Genomic DNA, 5,969 nt, shown 5'->3' with positions numbered 1-5,969 from the left:
GGCGATCACCACCTTCGGCGCGGAATGTTCGAGGCCGTAGGCGATCTCGCGCGGCACCCACCAGGCGTTGTAGCCGACCGGGATCGCGCCCAGCCGCTGCGCGGCCCAGAAGGTCAGCACCCACTCGGGGGCGTTGGCGGCCAGGATGCCGACGCGGTCGCCCTTGCCGACGCCGTAGCGTTCCGCCAGCGCGGCGGCCAGCGCACCGGCGGCCGCGTAGTGCTCGGCGAAGGTGTAGCGGGTGCGCGCCGACACCAGATAGTCGAGGTCACCCAGTTCCCGGGAGGCGTCCAGCAGCTCGAGCAGCGAACCGTGGCGGTGCTTGAAGACCGGCTGCGGCGCGCCGAGCACCTGCTCCACCGTCATCTCGAACGGCCCGCCGGGCCCGGTCAGCTTGCCCGCGACCTGGGCGGCGAGTGCCTGGAGATCAATGGCATTGGTCATGAATCAAGTCCTCGGGTGTCGATGCGCGAACCTTCGCAGCTTGCCGCAGCGGGCCGGTGGCGCGGGAGGGAACCGGAAACTTTTGGTGCCGCCGTACCAATTTCTGGGACGACGGCCCGGCAGCCCGCCGTCAGGACGCGCCTCATGCCCGCCCCCGGACCACATCGAAGGTCGCCTTCAGGTAGGCGTCGGCCCGGTCGGAGCCGATCAGGCCCGGGGCCATCCGGTTCATCGCGTAGGCGAAGGTGACCCGGTGGTCCAGGTCGTTGACCACGAACGCGCCGCCCAGCCCGGCCCACCAGCACACCCGGCCGTCGGGCACGTGCGGGGCGGTCTGCGGCTGCGGCAGGCCGTAGCCGATACCGAAGCGCAGCGGCAGTATGATCGCCAGATCCACGCCGTCGGACTGCGGCTCGAAGATGAGCTCGATGGTCTTGTCCGACAGGAACTTCCGGCCGCCCAGCTCGCCGCCATTGCTGATCAGCGACTGGATCGCGGCGATCGAGCGGGCATTGCCGTGCCCGCCCATGCCGCCCAACTCGGCCTGCTGCCACTGCGGCGTACCGCATTCGGCGAAATCCAGCAGCGGCTGGAACAGCGTCTTGAACATGACGCTGTCCTGCGGCAGCAGCGACTGATCGAACTCCGGCAGCTCCGGCGGCACCAGGGTGGCGATCCGCCCGAGATCCGCGGTGGCCGTGCCGATGTGGAAGTCCGCGCCCAGCGGCACGGCCAGCTCCTCGGCGAAGAACCGGCCCAGCGGGCGGCCGGTGATCCGCTTGATCACCGCGCCGAGCAGGTGGCCGTAGTTCATGGCGTGATATCCGGACGCGGTGCCCGGCTCCCACCAAGGCACCTGGGCCGCAAGGCGATCCGCGGCGGCATCCGCTTCGTAGATGTCCGACAGCACGATCGGCGCTTCCCAGCCCGAGACGCCGGAGGTGTGCGAGAGCAGGTGTCGCACTTCGATATCCGCCTTGCCGTTGGCGGCGAACTCCGGCCAATAGTGGGCCACCTTCTGGTGCACGTCCAGCTCACCGCGGTCGACCAGCAGCAGGGCGCTCAGCGCGACCATGGTCTTGGTGATGGAGAAGGTGTTGACCAAGGTGTCGGCGGTCCAGGGCTTGGTTCGCTCCGGATCGGCGAAGCCGCCCCACAGGTCCACCACCGGCTCGCCGTCCACCGTCACGCACAGCGAAGCGCCCAGCTCCGCGCCCGACTCCACCTGTTCGGTGAAAGCCGCACGCACGGCGGCGAATTCGTCGGTACAGATTCCAGCCACGTTGCTCATCCGTACGTCCTCCTAGACCTGCGCCGCCGCGCGCGCCCGCACCGGCAGCGCGAACCCGTGCGCCTCGGCGCGTTTCGCGCCGCGCGCCATCTCCTTCTGGAGATCCCGCACGTACGGCTCGAATTCGATCTGGATGGTGTGCCGCGGCGAGTCGTAGTACCGGCCCGAGCGGCTCTCCTCGACCTCGCGGATGCCCTCGGCCATCTCGGTCTCCGACGGGAGCCGGTAATTGCCGGTCAGGTACGCCGCCACCAGCTTCGACTGCTGCTCGGCGAAATTCACCAGCGTCGGCATGGGCTGGGCCAGGCCGAGGAAGAACAGATTGTCCACGCCCGGCTTCACCATCTGCCGGTAGAGCGGGAACTTGTTGCGCTCGTCGGGCAACAGCGCCTTGTCACCGAAGAACGGGAAGCTGATGTGATACCCGGTGGCGCACACCACCACATCCACGGCCTCGATGCTGCCGTCCGCGAAATGCACCTTGTCGCCGTCGAGTCGGGTGATGGCGGGCTTGAAGGTGATGTCGCCGCAGCCGGCCCGGTGCAGGAACTCCTCGCTGGCGGAGGGGTGCGCCTCGAAGGGCAGGTGGTCCGGCTTGGGCAGGCCGTAATCCTCCATGTGGCCACGGTTCTTGACCACGAAGCGCTGCTTCATCTTCAGCGCCATCTTGGACGGAATCCAGGACGGCATCGACCGCTTGTCGCCCACCTGGCCGTTGACGTACTTGGGCAGCACCCAGACGCCGCGACGCGCGGACAGATAGAACTTCGAGGCGATGAAGCGCTGCGAGAGCTCGGTGGCGATATCCAGGCCCGAATTGCCCATGCCGACCACGACAATTCGCTTGCCGCGCATATCGACCGGGTCGAACGGGTCGTTGTAGGCGTGCGAATGCATGAGCACGCCGTTGAACTCACCCGGATAGTCGGGCGTGCGCGGATCCCAGTGGTGGCCGTTGCAGACCAGCAGCACGTCGTAGGTCTCGGTGGTGCCCTGGTCGGTGCTGACCACCCACAGGCCGTCGGCATCGCGCTCGGCCGAAGTCACCTTGTGGTTCAACAGGATTCGATCCCGCAGCCCGAAGTGCTCGACGTAATCCTTGAAGTACTGGTGCAACTGGGTGTGGTGCGGGAAGTCCGGCCACTCCTCGGGTGCGGGGAAGTCCTCGAACTGCAGCCGGAACTTCGAGGTGTCGATGTGCAGGCTCTGGTAGCAGGCCGACATCCCGTTCGGGTTCTTGTAGTACCAGTTGCCGCCGACCTCGTCGGAGGCTTCGTAGCAGTCGAAGGGGATGCCGTATTCGGCGAGCCGCTTCGCGGTGGTGATGCCGGACGGGCCCGCGCCGATGATGGCGACCCTGGGCAACTCACGATTCTGGGCAGATAGCGCAGCCAATTCACTCTCCTGGTTCGGCGATGGGTCACATTCCCCAGCCGGACGTGATGTGCCACACACGCTAACACTCACTAGACAGAGTGTCTAGTGAGTCGACTTGCGTCTATCATTCAGGGCGTGACCCGACCAGACGTTGAACCCGCCCGCCGCACCTCACTGCGCGATGAACAGAAACGCCTCACCCGCGCCAAACTCATCGAGGCCGCCACCGGGCTGTTCACCACCCAGGGCTACGCGCCGGTCCGCGTCGACGACATCGCCGCCGCCGTCGGGTGCAGCCGCGCCACCTTCTACCTGCACTTCACCGGCAAACCGGATGTGTTGCGCGCCATCGCCGAACAGGGCACGCTGCCCAGCGTCCAGCACTTCTACGAGGACCTCGACCACGTCCTCGACAGCGGCTCCCGCGAGGAGTTCGCCGCCTGGATGCGCCGGGCCATCGACTGGTTCCAGGAGTACAAGGACCTGCTCCCCGCCTGGGACGAGGCCACCGCCCTGGAGCCCGAATTCCGCGAGGTGGCCCGCGAGGGCATCATGGCGCTGCCCAACGTGATGAGCTCCTACCTGTCCCGCTGGCCCGCCGACCGCCAGGAGGAGGCGCGCCTGCGCGTGGAACTCCTTGTCGCGCAACTGGAGCGCTTCTTCACCCGCTGGGCCATGCAGGGCACCATCGACGTCTCCGCCGAAGAGGCCGCCACCGTGCTCACCGACATCTGGTTCCCGGCCTTGCAAACCCCCGGGACATAAGCCGGGGCGGGCGCGTCGGTTACGCCAGGCGACGCGCGCGATCCAGTTCCCAGAATGCGCGCAGCGCAATGATTTTCCCGGCCGCATTCACCCTATAGACGGCGACGAGATCGACTTCGACGGCGATCTCGGGGCGGATGCTGCGAATGGCGCCGGTGAATGCGGCCTCATTTCCGCAGGCGAAGGAATCGGTCCAGTGGAATTCGATCTTGCTGGGCTCGATTGCGTTGTCCCAGAAGGCGGCGATTGCCTCATGACCCGAATGGCCTTGACCGATGGGGTCGTACGGGGAGATGCCTACCGGGTCTTCGACGCGGGCGTCATCCGCGAAGAGTGCGAGCCACTCGGCCTTGCGCTTGGCCCGGACGGCGGCCTGGGAGGCGAGCCCGGCGCGGCGGGCGGGGTGTTCGGCGGACATGGGGCGATCCTGAGCCATGCACCGGGGAGACCGATTGGTCTGTTCCGGTCAGCGGGAACGGGATTCGGCGACGAGATTGGCCCGTGATCGGTCCGTGAACGTTGCATTGCGATAGCGAACGGCTAGCAATCGTGGCGGGGATCACAGGGCAAACGATTGGGGCCGACACCCGAAGGTGTCGACCCCGACATCGAATTGTGAAATTCAGACGTTTCAGTGAACGCCGACGTTGTAACCGGTCCACGCCTGGCCATTGAAGGTGGCGCCGACGCCCGGCTGCAGGGCCTGCGCGCACTGATCATCGGTCAGGTGGTAGAAAGCGCAAGCGCCCGAGGGGTCCACGCCCACAACGACACCCTGGCCGTCGTCGGCGGAAGCGGTACCGAAAGTACCGGCGGCACATGCGGCGATCAGCCCGGCGGTGACAGCGAATTTCTTCAAGAGGGGGTCCTCCCAATCAATGTGGAAATGTCACCAGAAAGCGTGGCACGACTTTCTCCAACCGCCAAGCCATCGGAGTTTCGGGCGATTCGTTTCAGGCGACTTCCGCGACCGAAAGAGCATGCGTCGCAGAGACGTAGCGACTTACCAGCAAACGCACAACGGCGGGGTGGATACCGATCGGTTCGGCGACGCCGTCCGCTCCGGCCTCGTGCAGGCGCTGATGGAACAGACCGTGCGCGAGCAGGTACGACGCGATGAAGACGCGGCGTTCGCCCGAAGCGCGGACGGCCGCCACCACTTCCGGCACCCGCGGCTCACCGGTCGCGATGTACGAGAGATGGGCGGGCGCGCCGATACGCTCGGAGAGCAGGTTCGCGGCCCGCTGAACATCCTGGCGGGCACGCGAATCCGAGGAGCCCGCGGCGGCGAACACCACCGCGTCACCCGGCCGCCAGCCCGCGGCGCGCAGCCGCAGGTGCATGACCTCGGCCAGCGCCGGATCCGGACCCATCGCCTGGGTGACCGCGACCGCGTCATGCGCACTCGCGGCCACCTCTCGCGGCACATCCTGATACACGTGGTAGCCGGACGCCAGAAACGCCGGAACCACCACGGCGGGAACCGAATCCAGATCCCGCAACACCTCTGCCGGGGACGGCCCCAGCACATCCACGAACGCGGTGCGCACGCGCGGCGGCGCCACGATCGCGATCTCACGCAACGATGCCGATGCGGCCCCGAAATCGGCACCGGCACCTGTCTGTGCGCCGTAGCGAGCAGCCTCCGCGAAGGCGGAAGCACCCAGCTCCCGCGCCACGGCTCCCGCCAACTCGGCGATCATCTCCACACCCCGCGCACTCCTGGTGCCGTGCGCGACCAGGATCAACGCCGGGGCGTTCACCACGCACCCCGCGCCGGGCGAGCCGCACCGGAACCCGGAGTGGCACCGGGCAATCCGAACGAACGCGGCGAAACGGGTGGTCGGGCAACCGCACCCGACCCCGTGGCACCGGCCGAATGCGCAGGCCGCGCCGCCCCGTTCGCCGGAGCACTGTTCGGCCGCGCCATACCGGCCGGCGGTTGCGAGACCACACCTGGCTGCGTGGTCGCGGTCGGGCGCGCGGGCGCGGACGGGTGCATCGGTCGAGTCGCACCTGACAGCGGGTCGCCGGTGGGCCGCACCGCGCCCGCGGGCGTTTGGGAAGCAGCCGCTTCGGCGCGCCTGGCACC

Annotated in this window: 7 protein-coding genes; 1 reads left to right on the top strand and 6 read right to left on the bottom strand. The window is 67.7% G+C overall.

Translation table 11 applies throughout. The features are described 5' to 3' along the window. The 3 genes from ACWELQ_RS35620 to ACWELQ_RS35610 form a co-directional block, all read right to left on the bottom strand. Nucleotides 1-444 (bottom strand): AMP-binding protein (locus tag ACWELQ_RS35620; RefSeq protein WP_452401411.1); only part of this gene is annotated, 444 nt, incomplete at its 3' end. 142 nt (nt 445-586) lie between these two features. Beyond that, entirely contained in the window at nt 587-1,735 is a 1,149-nt protein-coding gene (locus ACWELQ_RS35615) for a serine hydrolase domain-containing protein (protein ID WP_452401410.1), read from the bottom strand. Between the two features lie 12 nt (nt 1,736-1,747). Beyond that, nucleotides 1,748-3,100, bottom strand: coding sequence for a flavin-containing monooxygenase (locus ACWELQ_RS35610; protein ID WP_452401409.1), 1,353 nt, complete (start codon nt 3,098-3,100; stop codon nt 1,748-1,750). A 147-nt stretch (nt 3,101-3,247) separates the two neighbouring features. Between ACWELQ_RS35610 and ACWELQ_RS35605 the strand changes: the two genes are divergently transcribed. After that, entirely contained in the window at nt 3,248-3,877 is a 630-nt protein-coding gene (locus tag ACWELQ_RS35605) for a TetR/AcrR family transcriptional regulator (RefSeq protein ID WP_452401408.1), read from the top strand. Nucleotides 3,878-3,896: 19 nt separating this feature from the next. On the opposite strand, the gene ACWELQ_RS35600 is transcribed toward ACWELQ_RS35605, so the two are convergent. From ACWELQ_RS35600 to ACWELQ_RS35590, 3 genes are all read right to left on the bottom strand, one after another. Next, nucleotides 3,897-4,295, bottom strand: a complete 399-nt coding sequence (locus ACWELQ_RS35600; protein WP_452401407.1) for a nuclear transport factor 2 family protein — start codon at nt 4,293-4,295, stop codon at nt 3,897-3,899. Between the two features lie 213 nt (nt 4,296-4,508). Beyond that, nucleotides 4,509-4,736, bottom strand: a complete 228-nt coding sequence (locus tag ACWELQ_RS35595; protein ID WP_379362329.1) for a hypothetical protein — start codon at nt 4,734-4,736, stop codon at nt 4,509-4,511. Between the two features lie 94 nt (nt 4,737-4,830). Continuing rightward, entirely contained in the window at nt 4,831-5,640 is an 810-nt protein-coding gene (locus ACWELQ_RS35590; protein WP_452401406.1) for a sirohydrochlorin chelatase, read from the bottom strand. Nucleotides 5,641-5,969 lie beyond the last annotated feature (329 nt).

The organism is Nocardia sp. NPDC004722, from assembly GCF_053601505.1.
Note: the sequence above shows the minus strand (reverse complement) of the source record. Positions and strands in the feature narration are given on the sequence as shown.